Raw genomic sequence first — 18,851 nt, forward strand, 5'->3', positions numbered from 1 at the left:
CATGCTCGGCCCCATCCTTCTCGCCGCGATGCAATTCATACCTAACGCCACCACCTGCGCTGACAGCGGCAACCTGCCGCAGCAAATGATGAACGCCTGCGCCGCCTGGGATTTCGAACAGGCCGATGCCGAACTCAACGCAACATGGCCGGTGGTGCTGGACTATGTCCGCACGCATCTGTCCGAAGAGTTTGCGTGGGACGAACGCCCATCGGGCGAAGAACGGTTGCGCGCCGCGCAGCGCGCCTGGATTACCTTGCGCGACGAGCATTGCGGCGTCTGGGCCTATCATATGCGCGGCGGCACCGCGGAGCCGCTGCTCTTCCATGCCTGCAAGACGCGGATGACGCGCGAGCGGATCGAAGAGCTGCGCGCACTGATGATCGAGGATCAATGATGGCATATTGGCCTATGATCGCGCGGCATCTGCCGGTCGCCTTGGCCTGCGTATTTGCCGCGCCGGCTCTGGGCGCGGTGCCTGCGGAAACCGAGACCGCAGCGATGTCACCGTGGACGATGGTCGTAGCTGGCGGTTTTCTGTGGTTTGCCACGTTAATCCTAATCACCAAACTTCCGGACAAGAGCTAGTGTTTACAAAAATCCTGATTGCCAATCGCGGCGAGATTGCCTGCCGCGTGATGCGCACCGCCAAGAAGATGGGGATCGCCACGGTCGCCGTCTATTCGGACGCCGATGCCCGGAGCCCGCATGTCATGATGGCCGACGAGGCCGTGCATCTCGGCCCGCCGCCCGCGGCGGAGAGCTATCTGCTCGCCGACAAGATCATCGAGGCCTGCAAGGCGACCGGGGCCGAGGCCGTGCATCCCGGCTATGGCTTTCTTTCGGAGCGCGAGAACTTCGCCAATGCTCTGGCCGAGGCGGGCATCGCCTTTATCGGCCCGCCGGCCAACGCCATCGCGGCGATGGGCGACAAGATCGAATCCAAGAAGCTCGCCAAGGAAGCCGGCGTCAATGTCGTGCCGGGCTATCTGGGCGAGATCGCCGATACCGATGAGGCGGTGAAGATCGCGAGCGAGATCGGCTATCCGGTGATGATGAAAGCCTCGGCCGGTGGCGGCGGCAAGGGCATGCGGCTCGCATGGGAAGAAAAGGATGTCCGCGAAGGCTTCGAGGCGACCAAGCGCGAAGGGCTTGCGAGCTTCGGCGACGACCGCGTGTTCATCGAGAAATTCATCGAGCAGCCGCGCCATATCGAGATTCAGGTTCTCGGCGATCAGCAGGGCAATATCGTCTATCTGGGCGAGCGCGAATGCTCGATCCAACGCCGGCATCAGAAAGTCGTCGAGGAAGCGCCGTCGCCCTTCGTGACGCCCGAAATGCGCAAGCGGATGGGCGAGCAGGCGGTCGCGCTGGCCCGCGCGGTCGGCTATTACAGCGCCGGGACGGTCGAGCTTATCGTGTCGGGCGCGGATACGACCGGCGAGGGCTTCTATTTCCTCGAAATGAACACGCGCCTGCAGGTCGAGCATCCGGTGACCGAGAATATCACCGGCGTCGATCTCGTCGAACAGATGATCCGCGTCGCGGCGGGCGAGGCCTTGCCTTTCCAGCAGGACGATATCGAACTCAACGGCTGGTCGGTCGAGAACCGCGTCTATGCCGAAGATCCCTATCGCGGCTTCCTGCCCTCGATCGGGCGGCTCGTTCGTTATAATCCGCCGGAAGAGGGCGCGGGGGTGCGCGTCGACGACGGGGTGGCCGAGGGCGGCGAGGTTTCGATGTTCTACGATCCGATGATCGCCAAGCTCGTCACCTATGGTTCGACGCGCGAAGAGGCGATCGACCTGCAGATCGAGGCGATCGACAGATTCGAGCTGGAAGGTCTCGGCCATAATCTCGATTTTCTCTCGGCGCTGATGCAGCATCCGCGCTTCCGCTCCGGCGAGATCACCACCAATTTCATCGCCGAGGAATATCCCGACGGCTTCCAGGGGGCGCCGGCCGACGAGACGCTGCGCAAGCGCCTCGCGGCCATCGCGGCCTTTGCGGCGACCGCCTATTCGGATCGCGCCCGGCGGATTTCGGGCCAGCTCGACGGCGAGCTGCGCCCGCCCGCCGACTGGGCGGTCGCGATCGACGGCGTGACGCATGATGTGCATGTCGATCTCGACGATGTCTCTGTCGATGGCGAGGCGATGGCGCTCGCCATGGCCTATGCGCCGGGCGAGCGGATCATCGAGGCGGAGTTCGGCGAAGAGGCGCTGGCGGTGAAGATCGCCGCCGGCCGTTATGGCTTTACCCTCACGACGCGCGGGGCGAGCCATGCCGCGCGCGCGCTGCCCCAGCATTTCGCGCATCTTTTCGATCACATGATCGAGAAGGAGCCGCCCGATTTATCGAAGATGCTGATCTGCCCGATGCCGGGCCTGATTACCGCGCTGCATGTCCAGGCGGGCGACAAGGTCGAGGCCGGCCAGCCGCTCGCGGTCGTCGAGGCGATGAAGATGGAGAATATCCTGCGCGCCGAAAAGGCGGGCATCGTCGCCACGGTCAGCGCCAGCGAAGGCGAAAGCCTTGCTGCCGACGATGTCATCATGGAATTCGAATAGAAAAAAGCCCGGAGCGTCGCCCGGGCTTTATTTCCTTCCACTCGCGCGATTCGGCTAGCCGCCGCGCAGGCCGATGCGCGTGCCGTTGTCGATCGTGTCGGTAGCGTCGCGATTGCCGTCCCGGCGCAGGGTTTCCCACTGCGCGTTGGTCATGCAAACCCGGATGCGCCGGGCCCGCGAGCCGGTTACCGCGCGCCGTTCGCAGCGCACGGCATCGGGATCGAGGCGTTCGGCCTCGTCTGCCACGTCTGTCGTCGGTGCCTCGGCGTCCTGCGCTGCTGCCGGGGCCTGTGCGATTGCGATGGCGCCGAACGCGAGCCCCGCCGATAGGATCAATTTCATTGTCTGCCTCCCGAAATATATGGCGCGATGATATCAGACACCCGATTGGCTCTCAAATCTTTAGTTCGCGCTTGATCGTTGCCCTGGTCGTCTTGCCATAGGGCGGTTTCATGCCCGCGAGTTTCGCCACGTCCATCTTCGGCTGGCTGTAGACGCTCTTGGCATGGCTGAACGTCTTGAAGCCTTCATGGCCGGTATAGGCGCCCATTCCCGAAGGTCCCACGCCCCCGAACGGCAGCTCTTCCATCGCGATGTGGAAGATCACGTCGTTGACGGTCGCGCCGCCCGAAATGGTGCGCGACAGCACCCGGCGTTCCTCGGCCTTGTCCTGGCCGAAATAATAAAGGCCCAGCGGCCGATCGTGCAGGTTCACATAGGCGATCGCCTCGTCGACCGAACGATAGGTCTTGATCGGCAGGATCGGCCCGAAAATCTCCTCCTGCATCACCTTCATGTCTTCGGTCGGGTTACGGACGAGGGTGAGCGGCATCTTGCGCGTGTTCGAGGCGGAGAAATCCTCCTTGCCCGGGTTGACCTCGACAAGGATCGCGCCTTTTTCCCGGGCATCGGCGAGATAGCCCTGCAGCCGTTCATAGTGCCGGTCGTTGACGATCGCCGTGAAATCGTCATTCGCGTCGAGGGTCGGATATTGCTCGGCGACGGCGGCGTGGAAGCCCTCGATCAGTGCCTCTTCCTTGCCTTCGGGCACCATCATGTAATCGGGCGCGAGGCATATCTGGCCGGCGTTCATCATCTTGCCCAGGGTCACCCGGCTCGCGGTGCGCGCGACATTCGCGCTCTCGCCGACGATGACGGGAGACTTGCCGCCCAATTCCAGCGTCACCGGCGTCAGATGATCGGCCGCGGCGTGCAGGATATGCTTGCCGACGCTCGTCGCGCCGGTGAACAGCAGATGGTCGAAAGGCAGCGCGGAAAAGGCCTGGCCGACATCGGGCCCGCCGTTGAACACAGTGACTTCTTCGGGATCGAAGGCCTTCAAGATCAGCTTTTCGACGAGCGCGCTGGTCGCCGGGGTGAATTCGCTCATCTTGATCATAGCGCGGTTGCCTGCGGCGAGCACATCGGCGAGCGGACTGAAGGTCAGCTGCACCGGAAAGTTCCACGGCGCGATAATGCCGACCACACCCTTGGGCTGATATTCGATCCGCGCCTTCGCGCCGAGCAGGCCGAGCGGGAAACGCGTCTTGCGCTTTTCGGGTCGCATCCATTTTTCGACATGCTTGCGCGCATATTTGATCTCGCCGAGCGCCGAGCTGATGTCGGTCATCATCGACTGCTCCCGCGAACGATGGCCGAAATCCTCGCTCATCGCCGCGCACAGCGCCTCGGCATTGTCGACCAGAAGCCGGCCCGCGCGCGTCAGCCGATCCTTGCGCATATCGGCGCCTACCGGCAGCTCCGCGGTAAATGCCGCGCGCTGCTTTACCAGCGCGGCGCGCATCGCCTCGGTGTCGACCGGCGGCATATCGGCATCGGCCATGGCATCGTCCCCTGTTTCGTTTTGAAACTGAATTTTATGCAAGCGAGACGCATTTGAATAGAGGGTTTGCGCAGCCGGGGTGACGCCGCATTTCCGGGCCGCTAAGCCGTTCCCATGACCGAAGAAATCCTCAGCAGCACGGATGGCAAGGCCGCGCGGCTGCGCCTCAACCGCCCCAAGGCGCTGCACGCGCTGACGACGAAAATGTGCGCGGCGCTCACCGATTCGCTGATGGGCTGGCGCGACGATCTGGCGGTGGAGGCGGTGCTGATCGATCATGCCGATGGTCGCGGTTTCTGCGCGGGTGGCGACATCCGTATGTTGGCGGAAAGCGGCGCGAAGGACGGCGTGGAGGCGCGGGATTTCTTCCACACCGAATATCGGCTCAACCATCTGCTCTTCACTTATGCCAAGCCGACGATCGCCTTCATGGACGGGATCACCATGGGCGGGGGCGTCGGTCTGGCGCTGCCGTGCAAATATCGGGTGGCGACGGAAAATACGCGCCTCGCCATGCCCGAAACCGGGATCGGCCTGTTCCCCGATGTCGGCGGCGGCTGGTATCTCTCGCGCCTTCCCGGGCGGACTGGCCAGTTTCTCGCGCTCACCGGCGCGCGGCTCGACGGGGCGGAGTGCAAGGCGCTTGGCCTTGCGACCCATTATCTCCCCGCCGAGGCGCTCGACGAAGCGAAGGTCCGGATCGCCGAAGATCCACGCCATATCGCGGCGGTCCTCGACGAATTTGCCGTCGCGCCGCCCGAGGCGCGGATCATGGGCAATCGCGCGGCCATCGACCGCTGCTTCGCCTCGGACGAATATGAGGAGATTCTCGCGGCGCTCAAGGCCGAAGGGACGGACTGGGCGATGAAGGAACTCGAAGCGCTCGCCACCAAATCGCCGCAAACCTGCAAGGTTTCGCTCCACCTGCTGGCGCAGGGCAAGCACCACAGCGATTTCGCCGACGAGATGCGCGTCGAATATCGCGTGGGGGCGCATGTCGTGCAGCGCCACGATTTCCTCGAAGGCGTGCGCGCGGTAATCGTCGACAAGGATAATGATCCGAAATGGGATCCCGCAACGCCCGAAGGCGTCAGCGGCCGTCTGATCGACCAGATTTTCGCGCCGCTCCCCGAGGACGAGGAGTGGACGCCGCTGCGGCTCTAGGCCGAGCGGCCCGGCAGCATCCGCCCGAACACGCCATCCTTGTCGATCACCAGATGCTTGAACGCGGCGAGGGTGTGGAAGATGGCGAGATAGAATATCGCCTTGCCCATGATCTCGTGCGTCTCGTGCAGGACGTCACCCAGCGCCTCGTTTCCCGCAACCGGCCAGGCGGGCACCCCGAACAGGCCGAAATAGGAAACCGGCGCCGGGATGGTCGACATCCAGAGCCAGCCCGAAAGCGGCAGCGCGATGAGCAGGCCGTAAAATATCCAGTGGGTGGTGCGCGCCAGCGCCTTTTCCCATCCGGCCATGCTTTCGGGAAAGGGTGGGGGCTTGTGGCCCATACGCCAGGCGAGCCGTATCACCATCAAGGCGAGCACCGAAATGCCGCAGGCCTTGTGAATATCCATATAGGGGCCGCGGGCCGCGCGAGAGAGGTCTTCGGTCAGCTCGGCGAGGCCGATATTGGCGAGGACGAGCGCGGCGATCAGCCAGTGGAGGAGCATCGCTACCCCTGAATAGCGGGGCGCGGTCGCGTTTCCGGTTGCGGATGCCATGATGTTCCTTTCCTCCGTCAGTTTTGGGGCATCGCGCGTCGCAACGCCCCCTGCCAGTCGGCCAGCAATGCTTCCCGCCGGCTCTCCGCCATGTCGGGCTCGAAACGGGCTGCCGCCCGCCATTTCTCCGAAAGATCGCCGAGCCCCTGCCAGACGCCGGTGGCGAGACCCGCGAGATAGGCCGCGCCGAGCGCCGTCGTTTCGTGGCTTTCGGGCCGCTCGACCGGAGCCGCCAGCACGTCCGAGAGGAACTGCGCGAACCAGGCGTTCTGCGCCATGCCGCCGTCGATCCGGATCGCGCTCGGTACATCGGTGCCGTCGGCGCGCATCGCATCGAGCAGGTCGCGCGTCTGGAAGGCGATCGATTCGAGCGTCGCGCGGACGATATGATCGGCGGTGGTGTCGAGCGTCAGCCCGGTGAGGAGCCCGCGCGCGTCGGGATCCCAATGCGGCGCGCCCAGGCCGACAAAGGCGGGGACCAGCGTGACGCCGTGATCGTCGGCGACGGCGCGGGCGATGTCCTCGCTTTCCGCCGCGTCGGTAATCAGGCCGAGCTGGTCGCGCAGCCATTTGATCGCCGCGCCAGCGACGAAAATCGATCCTTCCAGTGCAAAGGCCCGTTCGCCGCCGATCGTATAGGCCGGCGTCGTCAGCAGCCGGTTTTCGGAGCGCACCGCCTCGCCGCCCGTATTGAGCAGGAGGAAGCAGCCGGTGCCATAGGTCGATTTGACCATGCCGCGCGAAAAGCAGGCCTGGCCGATCAGCGCGGCCTGCTGGTCGCCGGCCATGCCCGCGATGGGGATTGCGCGGCCGAACAGGGCAGGGTCGGTCTCGCCGAAAATTCCCGCATTTTCATGGATCTGGGGGAGGAGATTCGCAGGGATGCCGAACAGTTCCAGCAGCTCTTCGTCCCAGGCGGCCTCATGAATATTGCAGAGCATGGTGCGCCCGGCATTGGTAATATCGGTCGCGTGGGATTTTCCGCCCGTCAGCCGCCACAGCAGGAAACTGTCGATCGTCCCGGCGGCCAGTTCGCCCTTTTCCGCCCGGTCGCGCGCCCCGGGCACGGTATCGAGCAGCCATTGCAGCTTGGTCGCGCTGAAATAGGGATCGAGCAGCAGGCCGGTCTTCGCGCGAACCATCTCCTCGGCGCCTTCGGCCTTGAGGCGGCGGCAGGTTTCGCCGGTGCGCCTGTCCTGCCAGACGATCGCGTTATGGAGCGGCTTGCCGCTTTCCCTGTCCCAGAGCAGCACCGTTTCGCGTTGGTTGGTGATCCCGATCGCGACGGTTTCGTCTGTCAGCACGTCCTGCACCGCGGCCACGGTATCGCGCCAGATATCTTCCGGATCATGCTCGACCCAACCGTCCTGGGGATAATGCTGGGGAAATTCCCGTGCGGAAACGCTGAGCGGTTTGCCGGCCTCGTCGAACAGGATCGCGCGGCTCGATGTCGTGCCCTGGTCGATGGCGACGATATGCTGGGTCATGCCGCACTCTCCGCGGCGACACGCCCTTCGAAATAGGCCGTAAAGCGCGCCTGTTCCTGCTCGTTCATCAGCAGCCCCATCTTCGTTCGCCGCCACAATATGTCGTCCGGCGTCTTCGCCCATTCATGGGCGACCAGCCAGTCCACCTCGCGCGCCGTCAATCCCGCGCCGAAATGTTCGCCGAGATCGTCCATGCTCTCGGCATCGCCGAGAATGTCGGGGAGGCGCGAACCATAAGCGCGGGCCAGGCGCGTCGCATTTTCCCAGTCGAGGAAGCGATAGCGCGCATCGATCTGCTCGAGGAAATCGTCGAACCCGATGCCGAGATCGCCGCCCGGCAGCTTCGCGGCCTTGGTCCAGGGTTCGCCGGCAAGCCGGCTCGCATCCGCGAGTCGGTTGCAGGCGTCCTCGGCGAGCGCTCGGGCGGTCGTGATCTTGCCGCCGAAGACAGAGAGCAGCGGCGGCGTGCTGTTCCCGCCATCCATCTCCAGCACATAATCGCGCGTCACTTCCATCGAATCCGCGGCGCCATCATCGTAGAGCGAGCGCACGCCGGCATAGAGCGAGATCACATCGTCCGGGGAAATCTGAACGGCGAAATACTGGTTCACCGCGCGGCACAGATATTCGACCTCGTCGGTGTCCATCACCGCGTCCTCGGGATTGTCGACCGCGATATCGGTGGTGCCGATCAAGGTGAATTTGCCCAGATAGGGCATGGCGAACACGATCCGCCGGTCGGGCTGTTGCAGGATATAGGCCTGGTCGCCGGCATAGAGGCGCGGAACGATGATATGGCTGCCGCGCACCAGCCGGACATGCGCCTTGCCATGCGCGCCCAGCCGGCTCTCCTGCACTTCCGACACCCAGGGGCCGGCGGCGTTGACGAGCGTCCGCGCCTCCACCGTGCGACCGTCGGACAGTGTCGCCGACCAGAGATCGCCCGTGCGCGTCGCCGAGAGCAGCGCGACGCGGGTTTCGATTTCCGCGCCCCTGTCGGCGGCATCGCGCGCGTTGAGCGCGACCAGCCGCGCATCGTCCACCCAGCAATCCGAATAGACGAAGCCCCGCGTCCGGGGATCGGAGAAGGGGGAGCGATATTGCGGGTTCGCCTTGCCCAGGCTGCGCGTGCCCTTCAGCGTCCGCCGCCCGCCGATCATGTCGTAGAGGAACAGCCCGATCCTGATCATCCAATAGGGGCGCACCGAATTGTTGTGCGGGAAGACGAAGCGCATCGGGAAGATGATGTGCGGCGCGCTTTTCAGCATCACTTCGCGCTCTTTCAGCGCCTTCCGCACGAGCCGGAATTCGTAGAATTCCAGATAGCGGACGCCGCCATGGATCAGTTTCGAAGAGGCGGAGCTGGTATGGCTGGCAAGATCGTCTTTCTCGACGAGCAGTGTCTTCCAGCCGCGCCCGGCCGCGTCGCGGGCGATTGCCGCTCCGTTGATGCCGCCGCCGATTACGAGCAGGTCGTAGGTCATTGGAATAGCTTAGCGGATTAATTGGCCGCGTCACTATCGGGCATGCGCCGAGGCGCCTATATTCGGGCCATGCCCCAAAAACCGCCCGCCGGCCTTCCCAGCGAACAGCAGATCATCGATTTCCTCGACAGTTCCGACCGACCGGCCGGAAAACGGGAGATCGCACGCGCCTTCGGCCTGAAAGGGCAGGAAAAGGTGAAACTGAAGGCGATGATGCGGCGGATGGCTGACAGGGGGCTGCTGGACAAGGGCGCGGGCAAGGCCGTGCACAAGGCAGGCGGGCTGCCCAAGGTCACCGTGCTGCGGATCGTTGATGTCGACGATGAAGGAGAGCTTTACGCCGAGCCCGAACGCTGGGATTCCGATGCGCCGGTGCCGCGGCTGCGGGTGAAGGAGCAGCGGCGGCACAGGGCGCTGGGCGTCGGTGAACGGGTGCTCGCGCGAACCGAGCGGGCGGGCAAGGGCTGGATCGCCCATCCGATGAAAACGCTGGAACCCGGCGCCGCGGAAATGATGGGCGTCGTCCATGAAGAGGGCGGCAAGCTCTGGCTCAAGGGCCTTGAAAAGGGCGATCGGCGCGACCTGCCTATTTCGGACGCGGGCAAGGCGGGGGTCGGCGATCTCGTGATGGCGGAGAAGGCGGGTCGGCCGCCGCGCATCACCGCGCGGGTGACGGATATTCTCGGCGATCCTTTCGAGCCCAAAAGCTTTTCGCTGATCGCGATCCACAAGCACGAAATCCCCAACGTCTTCCCGGAAGAAGTGCTGGCCGAGGCGAACCGGATTGCCGAAGAGCCGCTGGGTGAGCGCGAGGATCTGACGCATCTCCCGATCGTCGCGATCGATCCCGCCGATGCGCGCGACCATGACGACGCGATCTGGGCGGAGCCGGACGAGGCCGAAGACAATAAGGGCGGCTGGCGCGCGCTCGTCGCCATCGCCGATGTCAGTTTCTACGTGCGGCCCGGCTCGGCGCTCGACAAGGAAGCCCGCAAGCGTGGCAACAGCGTCTATTTCCCGGACCGGGTCGTGCCGATGCTGCCGGAAAAACTCTCGGCCGAGGCCTGTTCGCTCAAGGCCGGGCAGGACAGCGCGGCGATGGCCTGCCATCTCGTCATCGGCAAGGACGGGCAGGTGAAGAGCTGGCGCTTCTCGCGCGCCAGGGTGCGGATCGCGGCCAATATTCCCTACGAAATCGCCCAGGCTGCGATCGACGGCGAAGACGGGCTCGACGAGGAACTGGTGGAAACCGCGCTAAGGCCGCTCTGGGCCTGCTGGCGGGCGCTGGAAAAGGCGCGGGGCAAGCGCGCGCCGCTCGAACTCGATCTGCCCGAACGGCGGATCCAGCTCGACGAGAAGGGGCGTATCCTGTCGGTCGCTCCGCGCGAGAGGCTCGATGCGCACCGGCTTGTTGAGGATTATATGATCGCCGCCAATGTCGCGGCGGCCAAGGCGCTGGAGGCCAAGGCGGCACCCGTCATGTACCGCGTCCATGAACCGCCGAGCCGCGAGAAGCTCGTCGCCCTGAAGGAATATCTCGATACCTATGGCGTGCCGCTGGCGCTCGGTCAGGTGATCCGCCCCGAAACCTTCAACCATATCCTCGAACGGGTCGGCGAAGCCGATTTCCGGCCGCAGGTGATGGAACAGATATTACGAACCCAGACCCAGGCCTATTACGCGCCGAAAAATGCCGGCCATTTCGGACTCGCGCTCGGCAGCTATGGGCATTTCACCTCGCCGATCCGCCGCTATGCGGACCTCGTCGTCCACCGCTCGCTGGTCGGCGCATATGGCCTCGGCCCAGACTGCGCGGCGACAAGGCTTTCGCCCAAGGAGATCGAGAAGATCGAGGCGACCGGCGAGGCGATCAGCAAGCTCGAACGCCGGGCGATGGAGGCCGAGCGCGATACCGTCGACCGCTATGTCGCGGCCTATTTGTCGGAGCGCGTCGGCGACGTGCTGGATGCGCGGATCACGGGCGTCCAGAATTTTGGATTCTTCGCGACGATCGAGGGGCTGGGCGGCGACGGGCTGCTGCCGGTGCGCGATCTGGGGCGCGAATATTATCGCTACGACGAGGATCATCACGCGCTGGTCGGCGAGAAGACGGGGACACGCTATGCGCTGGGCGACCGGCTGGAATTGCGCCTCGCCGAGGCCAATCCGGTATCGGGCGGCCTGCGCTTCGAATTGCCCGAAGGGAAGGGCGGCGGCACCGATTCGCGCCCGCGCCGCGGCGCCGACCGCCGGCCTTCGCGCGGGGGGAAGGATCGCGGCAAGCCGCGCCGCCGGCGCTAGTCGTCGGTGGCTTGGGCTTCGGCTTCGCGCGCGCGCCGGGGTTCGAGTTCGCCGCCCAGCTGCGCGACGATCGCTTCCAGGTTGCGGCGAAGAAGGGCGGGGCGATCGGTCGCCTGTTCCCAGCCTGCATAGTTGGACCGGATCGCCGTAATCGCCGCGTTGATTTCCGCCTCGGTCGCGATGTCGTCGGCCAGGACTTCGCTTTCCATCTGCCGGCGCACGAAGCTGATATAGGCGATCTGGTTCGCGGCGAGCAGGTTGACCGGCCCCGGCGTGCCATGGCCCGGATAGAGGGTGTAGCCGCTGAAATCGCGCGCCAGCCGATCGAGCGCGCGCGGCCAGCTGTCGATATCGGCATCGCTAAGATCGGGATGCATCTGGTTGGCAACGAGATCGGAGGCGAGGATCGCGCGTTCGCTGGGAATTTCCAGCATGGTGATCGACGGGGCTTCGCTGTCCGCGACGATATGCACGATCACCGGCACGCCTGATACGCTCAGCTCTTCGCGGTTTTCGATCGTCCGGCTCGGCGCGGCGGGCATGCGATAGTCTTCGCCCAAAGTCTCGCGCAGCCGTTCGACATAGCCGGAAAGATCGCGCCCGATTGCTTCCGCCAGCGGCTCGCTCATCAGCAGTTCGGCATCGGGAAAGGCGTCGGTAAAGACTTGCAGGCCGCCGAAATGGCCGGGATCGTAGTGGCTGATGACGATCGCGGTGACCGGCTTGCCGGTGGCGCGGATCCGCTCGACGACATATTCGGCATTGGCGAGCGAGCTCTGGGCATCGAAGACCAACACCTCGTCCTCGCCTTCGAGCCAATAGCTGTTGACCGATCCCGGGCCGGGGCGGAACGGCCGGTGGATTTCGATCCCTGCGGTTTCGGGTTCGGCCTCTGGGGTTTGCGCGGGTTCGCCGCCCGAACAGCCAGCCAGCGCAAGCGCCGCTGCCGCCAGGCCGATCTTTAGCAATGCCGCGCGCATGTCCAAGCTCTCCGTCGCCACCGACGCAAGACTATATTGAACGGTGCGCATTTCGCAATTTGCTGTCGCGACCACCGCCCGTTTTTCGTGGATTGTTGCGCGGTCGCACCCTCGATCCCCAGCCTGTGTCATCCAACGTTTACATAAACGTCATAAAAGTGTAATAAAGATGTCATTCAAACGTAACCAGGAGAGAGACGCATGAAAAAGATAATCGCTTTTGCGGCCATTTGCGCAATCCCCGCAGCGCTGTCGGCGGCGCCCTATCCGGTCGCCGAACCGACCGGCTATGATCCCTATGCCGCGGACGCCATCGCCCGCGCCGATTATTCGGTAGCCGAGGAGCGCCTCGTGCGCCGTCTCGACGCGAACGGATCCGATATTTCGGCCCTGCTCAACCTTGCCGCGGTGATGACCGAAACCGATCGCGTCGCCCGCGCCTCGTCGCTGCTCGAGCAGGTGCTCGACGCCGACAATGTGATGCTCGAAGGCGCGAACGGCCAAGCCGTCTGGTCGCACGATGCGGCGACCGCGGCGCTCCGGTCCCGCGTAACGGTCGGCGCGCGCTAGGCACAGGCTTTCAGTTTCTAGCCGGGAATGGGCCCCGTCGGAAGCGTTCCGGCGGGGCCCTTTTTTTGCCTAGAGCTTGGGCAGGGTCACGCCCCGCTGGCCCATATATTTGCCCGCCCGGTCGGCATAGCTCGTCTCGCAGGGTTCGTTGCCTTGCAGGAACAGGAACTGGCAGGCGCCTTCATTGGCGTAGACCTTGGCGGGTAGCGGCGTGGTGTTGGAGAATTCCAGCGTGACATGGCCTTCCCAGCCGGGCTCCAGCGGCGTCACATTGACGATGATCCCGCAGCGCGCATAGGTCGATTTTCCGAGGCAGATGACGAGGATGTCTTTCGGCACCCGGAAATATTCAACCGTGCGGGCGAGCGCGAAGCTGTTGGGCGGGATGATGCAGCAATCGGTCTGCCGGTCGACAAAGCTGTTCGACGAGAAATTCTTCGGATCGACGATCGCATTGTCGACATTGGTGAAGATCTTGAACTCGTCGGCCGCGCGCGCGTCATAGCCATAGGAAGACAGGCCGTAGCTGATCGTCCCGTCGCGGCGCTGACCGTCCTCGAACGGTTCGATCATCTTGTCTTCAAGCGCTCGCTCGCGAATCCATCTGTCGGCCATGATGCTCATGGGAAAAGTCCTTAGCCTCCCTGTTCCGGCCGCACCACATTCCAGGCCACCGGGTTTTCCACACCGTCGATCCGCCGGATGTCGCTCGCCTGCCACATCACCCAGGGCACCGCGCCGAAATCGGGCGGGAACAGCCGGCGCGGCAGCCAGACGCTGCGCTCGACCCGGCTGGTGATCGCATATTCCGCGTCGAAATCCCGGGTGACGTATAGGATCGCCGGGCTCTGGGCGTGCGCCTCGATCATCGACAGGAAGGTCGCGAGTTCGGCGATCAGCGGTTCGGCATCGGGCCGGTCCGAGCAGTTATGATCGAAATCGAGCAATATGGCGGGCGGCAGCGCATCGGGATCGCGCGGCACCGTGGCGATGAAGTTGGTCGCCTGGTCGACGGCGAGGCGGCAGAGCTGCCAGCGATGGATCGCGCCGTAGCGCAGGCCCGCTTCGCGCGCCCCGGCCCAGTTGGCCTGGAAGGCGGGATCGCGGCCGGCATCGCCATCGGTCGCCATGATATAGGCGAATTGCGCGCCGGCCGCTTTCAGGGTCGGCCAGTGCACCTCGCCCGAGGCCGCCTCGATCGTCGCGCCCTGCATCGGATATTGGCTCGTCGGCGGCTGCCAGCGGATCGCGACCTGCCACAGCACCACCCCGCAGAGCGCAAGGAGGAGCAGCCATAAACCGGCCCATTTCAGTGTTTTCACGAGTCCCCCAAGGTTTCCAAGGTCGCTTCCGGCGCCAGAACGTTCCAGTCGATGCGTCCTTCGACGCCGTCCATATGTCGGAACGACGAGGCTTGCCAAATCGTCCAGTCCCGGCCCCCGTAATCGGGAAGCGTGACAAGCGATCGGAGCCACAAGGTGCGGTCGAAATGCTCGATGATCGCATAGCGTGCGTCGAAATCCTCCAGCACATAGAGGATGGCACGCTGGCCGTAATGGCCTTCGACCAACTCCAGGAAATCGGCCAGCTCGCTTCTCAGCGTTTCGGGGTCGGCCAGTACGCTGCAATTGCCGTAAAATTCGAGATCGACGACGGGCGGCAGGGCGTTGGCATCCACCGGAACGGTGTCGATGAAATTCTGCGCCTGTTCTCGTCCCGGTCGGCAGAGCGTGAAGAAGTGATAGGCGCCCCGCCGCAGACCGGCGGCTTCAGCTTCGCGCCAGTTTTCAGCAAAACGGCCGTCGACCCAATCACCGCCCTCGGTTGCCTTGATGAAGGCAAAATCCGCGCCGCCGCTTCGGATCTCCCGCCAGTCGATATCGCCTTGGTGTCGCGAAACATCGACGCCCTGTATGGGATATGTCGCCGGAGACGGATGCCAGCGAATCGCGATCTGCCATCCAGCCAGCGCGCTCATTCCAGTCACCACGGCTACGAAGCCGAGCCATTTTACCGTCCGCATCCTCGCTACCCCTTGATATGCAGAACGCAGATGAGCGTGAACAGGCGCCGGGCGGTATCGAAGTCGACCGCAACCTTGCCGTCGAGCCGGTCCACGAGCAGCTCGGCCGCCTGGTTGTGGACACCGCGCCGCGCCATGTCGATCGTCTCGATCTGCTGCGGCGTGGCCTGGCGAATCGCCTGGAAATAGCTGTCGCAGATCGCGAAATAATCGCGGATCGGGCGGCGGAAACGTGTGAGGCCGAGAACGATGGTTTCCAGCAGTTCGCCGCTCTCCGCCGCGATATCGAGCGCCAGCCGCCCTTCCTCGACCCGCAGGGTGAGCTTGTAGGGCCCGGCATAGCCGCCCGGATAGTCTCTCGCGGGCTCGAAATGATTGCCTTCGAGCAGATCGAAGATGGCAATGCGGCGCTCCTGCTCGATATCGGCATTGCGCCAGATAATCGTGCGTTCGTCGAGCGCGACATCGATGATCCGTGGATCGGTCATGCTGCGGGGCTTAGGGGGAGTTTCGGGACAAAATCAATCGCGCAGTCCCGGGACGAAACCCCTCGCAACTTTTCCACAAGGCCGTCCACAAGCTTGTCGGCTTGAGCGCGAGGCCGATCCGCGCGACAAGGGGGGATGGCTGAACCCGTTCCCCTGATCGCCGACAATGAAAACGGCCCGACGCAGCTGCCGCACAATCTGGAGGCGGAAGCCGCGGTGCTCGGCGCGCTGCTGATCGACAACCGGCTGGTCGACGACGTCCAGCGAATCCTCCGCGACGACCATTTCTTCGATCCGCTGCACGGCCGCATCTACAACGCGATCATCCGCATGGTCGTCGATCGCAACATGGTCGCCAATCCGGTGACCCTGAAGCCGATTCTCGAAAGCGACGAGGGGCTCAAGGCGCTGGGCGGCACCAGCTATCTGGTGAAGATCACCGAGAGCGGCGTGGCGCTGATCGGTGCCCGCGATTTCGCGACCCAGATCTACGAGCTGGCGCTGCTGCGCGCGCTGATCGGCGTCGGGCGGGAGATGGTCGAAAAGGCGGTCGACACCAGCGAGGATGTCGATCCCAAGACCCAGATCGAGGAAGCCGAGGTCGAGCTTTACAAAGTCGCCGAAGCGGGCGGCGAAAGCGGATCGACGAAAACCTTCGCCGCCGCCGCGACCGAAGCGGTGTCGATGGCCCAGCGCGCGCTCAATTCGGGCGGCAACGTCTCGGGCTATACGACCGGCTTTGCGAGCCTCAACCATCATTTCGGCGGGCTGCACAAGTCCGACCTGATGATCCTCGCCGCGCGCCCGGGCATGGGCAAGACGGCGCTGGCGACCAACATCGCATTCGAAACCGCGCGGCGCTACCTGCGCGACCAGCAGGACGGGATCGAGCAATCGCTCGGCGCTCCGACCGCTTTTTTCAGCCTCGAAATGTCGGCCGACCAGCTGGCGACGCGTATCCTGTCCGAACAATCGAAGATCAGCTCCGAAAAGCTGCGCAAGGGCGATATCAGCCAGGAACAGTTTCGCGATCTTGCGCGGGCGGCGGCGGAGCTGGAAAGCCTGCCTTTCTATATCGACGATACGCCGGGCCTCACCATCGCCGCGCTGCGCACCCGCGCGCGGCGGCTGAAGCGGCAGCGCGGCATTGGCGTCATCGTCGTCGATTATCTCCAGCTGCTCCAGGGCTCGGCCCGCAGCGACGGCAACCGCGTGCAGGAAATTTCGGAAATTTCGCGCGGGCTGAAGACGCTGGCCAAGGAACTCGAAGTGCCGGTGCTGGCGCTCTCCCAGCTCAGCCGCGCGGTCGAACAGCGCGAGGACAAGAAGCCCCAGCTTTCGGATCTGCGCGAATCGGGCTCGATCGAGCAGGACGCCGATATCGTGCTCTTCATCTATCGTGAGGATTATTATCACGGCTTTGCCGAGCCGCCCTTCGTCACCGAGACAAGCTCGCCCGAAGACCGCGAAAAGCGCTCGGCCTGGGAGCTGAAAAATGCCGAGATCGCCGGCAAGGCGCAGGTCATCATCGCCAAGCAGCGCCACGGTGCGACCGGCACGGTGACGCTGCACTTCGACCGCGAATATACCAAGTTCAGCGATCTCGCCTACGACGACCAGCGGCCGTCGCACTAGTCAGCGCTCGGTTATTCCCGCCTTCGCGGAACCGGCAAGTTCCTCTAAGCAATCTCGATGCAGCTTCGCACCCGCGCCCTTGTCTGCGCCGTTCGTCCGCATGGCGAGCATGGCGCTATCGCCCGGCTGATGACGCCGGAAAACGGGCTGGTCGCCGGTTATGTGCGCGGTGGGCGATCGCGGCGCGTCCGGCCGGTGCTGCTCGCGGGAAATGTTGTCGAGGCGGAATTTCGCGCGCGGACCGAGGAGCAGCTGGCGGGGCTCACCGTCGAACTGGTGACCAGCCGCTCGGGGCTCTACGCCGAACCGCTAGCCGCTTCCGCGCTCGATTGGGTCTGCGCGCTCACCGCCGCCGTTCTGCCCGAGGGGCATGATTATCCGCGGATCCACGACGCGTTGGACGGCGTACTTTCGGCGATCGAGGCGGCGCCGAGCGCGCGGCGCTGGGCTTCGGTGCTGGTGCGCTACGAAGTGCTGATTCTTCAGGAGCTCGGCTTCGGGCTCGATCCCGAGCGCATGGCGATCCCTGAGGGCGGCGACGACTGGTCGGCGATATTCGAGGGATTGAAGCTCACCGGCCGTTTTTTGGCGCGAGACCTGTTGGACGAACGCCGCAATGATGTAATGGCGGCACGCGAAAGACTGGTCGAGCGGTTGAAACGCGCGGCCTGAGCCGAATCGGACGAAGGAAAATGCCCATGCTTATCGCCTTGCTGCCCGGGGACGGGATCGGGCCCGAAGTGATCGCCGAAGCGGTGCGCCTGCTCGATACGCTCGGCATCGACGGGCTGGCCTTCGAGGAAGCGCCGGTCGGCGGCGCGGCCTACAAGGCGTCCGGCCATCCGTTGCCCGATTCCACGCTGGATCTGGCGAAGCGCGCCGACGCGATCCTGTTCGGCGCGGTCGGCGATCCCGATTGCGACGCTCTGGAACGGCATCTGCGTCCCGAACAGGCGATCCTCGGCCTGCGCAAGGAACTGGCGCTGTTCGCGAACCTGCGGCCCGCCAATCTCTTCCCCGATCTCGCCGACGCCTCGGCGCTGCGCCCGGAAATCGCGCGCGATATCGACGTGATGATCGTCCGCGAGCTCAATGGCGACGTCTATTTCGGCGAGAAGGGGATGCGCACGACCGAGGACGGCCTGCGCGAAGGCTATGACATCATGTCCTATAACGAGGCCGAGGTCGCGCGGATCGCGCGCACCGGCTTCGAAACGGCGCGGGCGCGCCGCGGCAAGCTCTGTTCGGTCGACAAGGCCAACGTCCTCGAAACCTCGCAGCTGTGGCGCGACGTGGTGATCGAGATATCGGCCGACTATCCCGATATCGAGCTCAGCCATCTCTATGTGGACAATGCGGCGATGCAGCTGGTGCGCGCGCCGGGCCAGTTCGACACCATCGTTACCGGCAATCTGTTCGGCGATATCCTTTCGGATCTTGCCAGCATGTGCGCGGGCTCGATCGGCATGCTGCCCTCGGCCTCGCTCGATGCGCAGGGCAAGGGGCTGTACGAGCCGATCCACGGCTCCGCGCCCGATATTGCCGGCCAGGGCAAGGCCAATCCGCTGGCGACTATCCTCTCGGCCGCGATGATGCTGCGCTATTCGCTGCAGCTTCCCGAACCCGCCGACCGGATCGAGGCGGCGGTTTCGAACGCGCTGGCGGGCGGCCTGCGTACCGGAGATCTCGGCGGCACCGCCTCGACGCGCGAAGCGGGCGACGCGGTGATCGCCGCGCTCGGAAGCTGAC

General features: G+C 64.5%; 18 protein-coding genes. 8 read left to right on the forward strand and 10 right to left on the reverse strand.

Features of this window, described 5'->3' with window-relative positions:
- Position 1 precedes the first annotated feature (1 nt).
- Both H6P80_RS07160 and H6P80_RS07165 read left to right on the forward strand, forming a co-directional pair.
- Complete coding sequence (locus H6P80_RS07160) at positions 2-397, forward strand: lysozyme inhibitor LprI family protein (RefSeq protein ID WP_185800609.1); 396 nt, start codon at positions 2-4, stop codon at positions 395-397.
- A 190-nt stretch (positions 398-587) separates the two neighbouring features.
- The gene (locus tag H6P80_RS07165; RefSeq protein WP_185800610.1) at positions 588-2,570 is read left to right on the forward strand and encodes an acetyl-CoA carboxylase biotin carboxylase subunit; all 1,983 of its coding nucleotides are present in this window, start codon (positions 588-590) and stop codon (positions 2,568-2,570) included.
- Positions 2,571-2,624: 54 nt separating this feature from the next.
- Here H6P80_RS07165 and H6P80_RS07170 read toward each other — a convergent pair whose 3' ends face one another.
- Complete coding sequence (locus tag H6P80_RS07170) at positions 2,625-2,912, reverse strand: hypothetical protein (RefSeq protein WP_185800611.1); 288 nt, start codon at positions 2,910-2,912, stop codon at positions 2,625-2,627.
- Between the two features lie 52 nt (positions 2,913-2,964).
- The gene (locus H6P80_RS07175) at positions 2,965-4,413 is read right to left on the reverse strand and encodes a coniferyl aldehyde dehydrogenase (RefSeq protein ID WP_235973741.1); all 1,449 of its coding nucleotides are present in this window, start codon (positions 4,411-4,413) and stop codon (positions 2,965-2,967) included.
- A gap of 114 nt (positions 4,414-4,527) precedes the next feature.
- On the opposite strand from H6P80_RS07175, the gene H6P80_RS07180 reads away from it, so the two are divergent.
- Positions 4,528-5,577 carry an enoyl-CoA hydratase/isomerase family protein gene (locus H6P80_RS07180; protein ID WP_185800612.1) on the forward strand — a complete coding sequence of 350 codons (1,050 nt, stop codon included), beginning with the start codon at positions 4,528-4,530 and terminating at the stop codon, positions 5,575-5,577.
- On the opposite strand, the gene H6P80_RS07185 is transcribed toward H6P80_RS07180, so the two are convergent.
- The 3 genes from H6P80_RS07185 to glpD are packed head-to-tail and all read right to left on the reverse strand — an operon-like array spanning position 5,574 to position 9,105.
- On the reverse strand, positions 5,574-6,134 hold the full coding sequence (locus tag H6P80_RS07185) for a cytochrome b (RefSeq protein ID WP_185800613.1): 561 nt from the start codon (positions 6,132-6,134) through the stop codon (positions 5,574-5,576). The two genes, H6P80_RS07180 and H6P80_RS07185, sit on opposite strands and share 4 nt — an antisense overlap.
- Before the next feature lie 17 nt (positions 6,135-6,151).
- Positions 6,152-7,621, reverse strand: a complete 1,470-nt coding sequence (gene glpK, locus H6P80_RS07190; RefSeq protein WP_185800614.1) for a glycerol kinase GlpK — start codon at positions 7,619-7,621, stop codon at positions 6,152-6,154.
- Positions 7,618-9,105 (reverse strand): glycerol-3-phosphate dehydrogenase, encoded by a 1,488-nt coding sequence (gene glpD / locus H6P80_RS07195; protein ID WP_185800615.1) that lies wholly within the window; start codon positions 9,103-9,105, stop codon positions 7,618-7,620. Before glpD ends, glpK begins: the two co-directional genes overlap by 4 nt.
- Before the next feature lie 69 nt (positions 9,106-9,174).
- Between glpD and rnr the strand changes: the two genes are divergently transcribed.
- A complete protein-coding gene (gene rnr / locus H6P80_RS07200; protein ID WP_185800616.1) occupies positions 9,175-11,406 on the forward strand; it encodes a ribonuclease R in 2,232 nt (743 codons plus the stop codon).
- On the opposite strand, the gene H6P80_RS07205 is transcribed toward rnr, so the two are convergent.
- Positions 11,403-12,386 carry an MBL fold metallo-hydrolase gene (locus H6P80_RS07205; RefSeq protein WP_185800617.1) on the reverse strand — a complete coding sequence of 328 codons (984 nt, stop codon included), beginning with the start codon at positions 12,384-12,386 and terminating at the stop codon, positions 11,403-11,405. The genes rnr and H6P80_RS07205 overlap by 4 nt on opposite strands.
- 201 nt (positions 12,387-12,587) lie before the next feature.
- Here H6P80_RS07205 and H6P80_RS07210 point away from each other — a divergent pair, with 201 nt between their 5' ends.
- Positions 12,588-12,956 (forward strand): hypothetical protein, encoded by a 369-nt coding sequence (locus H6P80_RS07210; RefSeq protein WP_185800618.1) that lies wholly within the window; start codon positions 12,588-12,590, stop codon positions 12,954-12,956.
- 69 nt (positions 12,957-13,025) lie between these two features.
- On the opposite strand, the gene dcd is transcribed toward H6P80_RS07210, so the two are convergent.
- From dcd to H6P80_RS07230, 4 genes are read right to left on the reverse strand one after another with little or no spacing between them, the layout of a single operon-like run.
- Positions 13,026-13,580 carry a dCTP deaminase gene (gene dcd / locus H6P80_RS07215; protein ID WP_185800619.1) on the reverse strand — a complete coding sequence of 185 codons (555 nt, stop codon included), beginning with the start codon at positions 13,578-13,580 and terminating at the stop codon, positions 13,026-13,028.
- 11 nt (positions 13,581-13,591) lie between these two features.
- On the reverse strand, positions 13,592-14,278 hold the full coding sequence (locus tag H6P80_RS07220) for a GH25 family lysozyme (protein ID WP_328804947.1): 687 nt from the start codon (positions 14,276-14,278) through the stop codon (positions 13,592-13,594).
- Positions 14,275-14,979 (reverse strand): glycoside hydrolase family 25 protein, encoded by a 705-nt coding sequence (locus H6P80_RS07225; RefSeq protein WP_185800620.1) that lies wholly within the window; start codon positions 14,977-14,979, stop codon positions 14,275-14,277. Before H6P80_RS07225 ends, H6P80_RS07220 begins: the two co-directional genes overlap by 4 nt.
- Before the next feature lie 5 nt (positions 14,980-14,984).
- A complete protein-coding gene (locus H6P80_RS07230; RefSeq protein ID WP_185800621.1) occupies positions 14,985-15,467 on the reverse strand; it encodes a UPF0262 family protein in 483 nt (160 codons plus the stop codon).
- Between the two features lie 135 nt (positions 15,468-15,602).
- Between H6P80_RS07230 and H6P80_RS07235 the strand changes: the two genes are divergently transcribed.
- The 3 genes from H6P80_RS07235 to leuB are packed head-to-tail and all read left to right on the forward strand — an operon-like array spanning position 15,603 to position 18,850.
- Positions 15,603-17,102 (forward strand): replicative DNA helicase, encoded by a 1,500-nt coding sequence (locus H6P80_RS07235; RefSeq protein WP_185800622.1) that lies wholly within the window; start codon positions 15,603-15,605, stop codon positions 17,100-17,102.
- A 57-nt stretch (positions 17,103-17,159) separates the two neighbouring features.
- A complete protein-coding gene (gene recO / locus H6P80_RS07240) occupies positions 17,160-17,774 on the forward strand; it encodes a DNA repair protein RecO (protein WP_185800623.1) in 615 nt (204 codons plus the stop codon).
- A gap of 26 nt (positions 17,775-17,800) precedes the next feature.
- On the forward strand, positions 17,801-18,850 hold the full coding sequence (gene leuB / locus H6P80_RS07245; RefSeq protein WP_185800624.1) for a 3-isopropylmalate dehydrogenase: 1,050 nt from the start codon (positions 17,801-17,803) through the stop codon (positions 18,848-18,850).
- The last annotated feature ends 1 nt before the right edge of the window (position 18,851 follow it).

It is taken from the genome of Parasphingopyxis marina, from assembly GCF_014237875.1.
Classification (GTDB): Bacteria; Pseudomonadota; Alphaproteobacteria; order Sphingomonadales; family Sphingomonadaceae; genus Parasphingopyxis; species Parasphingopyxis marina.

Bases quoted from the DNA above. Each gene is read 5' to 3' on its own strand.
- H6P80_RS07230 (WP_185800621.1), bottom strand. From the start codon at position 15,467: ATGACCGATCCACGGATCATCGATGTCGCGCTCGACGAACGCACGATT.
- H6P80_RS07210 (WP_185800618.1), top strand. From the start codon at position 12,588: ATGAAAAAGATAATCGCTTTTGCGGCCATTTGCGCAATCCCCGCAGCG.
- leuB (WP_185800624.1), top strand. From the start codon at position 17,801: ATGCTTATCGCCTTGCTGCCCGGGGACGGGATCGGGCCCGAAGTGATC.
- H6P80_RS07160 (WP_185800609.1), top strand. From the start codon at position 2: ATGCTCGGCCCCATCCTTCTCGCCGCGATGCAATTCATACCTAACGCC.
- H6P80_RS07170 (WP_185800611.1), bottom strand. From the start codon at position 2,912: ATGAAATTGATCCTATCGGCGGGGCTCGCGTTCGGCGCCATCGCAATC.
- H6P80_RS07175 (WP_235973741.1), bottom strand. From the start codon at position 4,413: ATGGCCGATGCCGATATGCCGCCGGTCGACACCGAGGCGATGCGCGCC.
- rnr (WP_185800616.1), top strand. From the start codon at position 9,175: ATGCCCCAAAAACCGCCCGCCGGCCTTCCCAGCGAACAGCAGATCATC.
- H6P80_RS07205 (WP_185800617.1), bottom strand. From the start codon at position 12,386: ATGCGCGCGGCATTGCTAAAGATCGGCCTGGCGGCAGCGGCGCTTGCG.
- H6P80_RS07185 (WP_185800613.1), bottom strand. From the start codon at position 6,134: ATGGCATCCGCAACCGGAAACGCGACCGCGCCCCGCTATTCAGGGGTA.
- H6P80_RS07225 (WP_185800620.1), bottom strand. From the start codon at position 14,979: ATGCGGACGGTAAAATGGCTCGGCTTCGTAGCCGTGGTGACTGGAATG.
- dcd (WP_185800619.1), bottom strand. From the start codon at position 13,580: ATGAGCATCATGGCCGACAGATGGATTCGCGAGCGAGCGCTTGAAGAC.
- glpK (WP_185800614.1), bottom strand. From the start codon at position 7,621: ATGACCCAGCATATCGTCGCCATCGACCAGGGCACGACATCGAGCCGC.
- glpD (WP_185800615.1), bottom strand. From the start codon at position 9,105: ATGACCTACGACCTGCTCGTAATCGGCGGCGGCATCAACGGAGCGGCA.
- H6P80_RS07180 (WP_185800612.1), top strand. From the start codon at position 4,528: ATGACCGAAGAAATCCTCAGCAGCACGGATGGCAAGGCCGCGCGGCTG.
- H6P80_RS07235 (WP_185800622.1), top strand. From the start codon at position 15,603: ATGGCTGAACCCGTTCCCCTGATCGCCGACAATGAAAACGGCCCGACG.
- recO (WP_185800623.1), top strand. From the start codon at position 17,160: ATGCAGCTTCGCACCCGCGCCCTTGTCTGCGCCGTTCGTCCGCATGGC.